This window comes from Pseudomonas huaxiensis, assembly GCF_003231275.1.
Taxonomy (GTDB): domain Bacteria; phylum Pseudomonadota; class Gammaproteobacteria; order Pseudomonadales; family Pseudomonadaceae; genus Aquipseudomonas; species Aquipseudomonas huaxiensis.
In genome coordinates, this window is sequence record NZ_QKVL01000186.1 from 1 (window position 1) to 395 (window position 395).

The following is a 395-nucleotide window of genomic DNA, read 5'->3' on the forward strand; positions in this document are numbered from 1 at the left end:
GTGGCGACTTCGAACACCTCGAGGTCAGCCCGACTGCCGCGGTTACTGCGGTTACCGACAGCATCGACACCAGCACCGTGACCCTCACCGCTACTGCTAGCGCGGTTGAAGGCGGCGTAGTGACTTACACCGCGAGCGTCACTGCTCCGGTAACCGGTGCTCCACTGGTTATCACTCTGGCTAACGGTCAGTCGATCACCATCCCGGTCAATGCTTCGAGCGGTTCGGTCGACTTCATCGCCCCGAACAACGTGCTCAACACCAATACCCCGCTGACCAACAGCATCACCGGTGTGACTGGCGGTAACTACGAACACCTGGAAACCGCTGGTACTCCGACCACCGTCGTCACCGATGACCCAGCGCGCTTGGACACCACCGGTCTGACCCTGTCG

At 61.0% G+C, this 395-nt stretch carries 1 protein-coding gene; it reads left to right on the top strand.

Going from position 1 to position 395, the window contains the following annotated elements:
• The coding region (locus DM374_RS32825) for an immunoglobulin-like domain-containing protein (RefSeq protein WP_157969830.1) at nt 1-395 on the top strand (395 nt) is incomplete at both ends.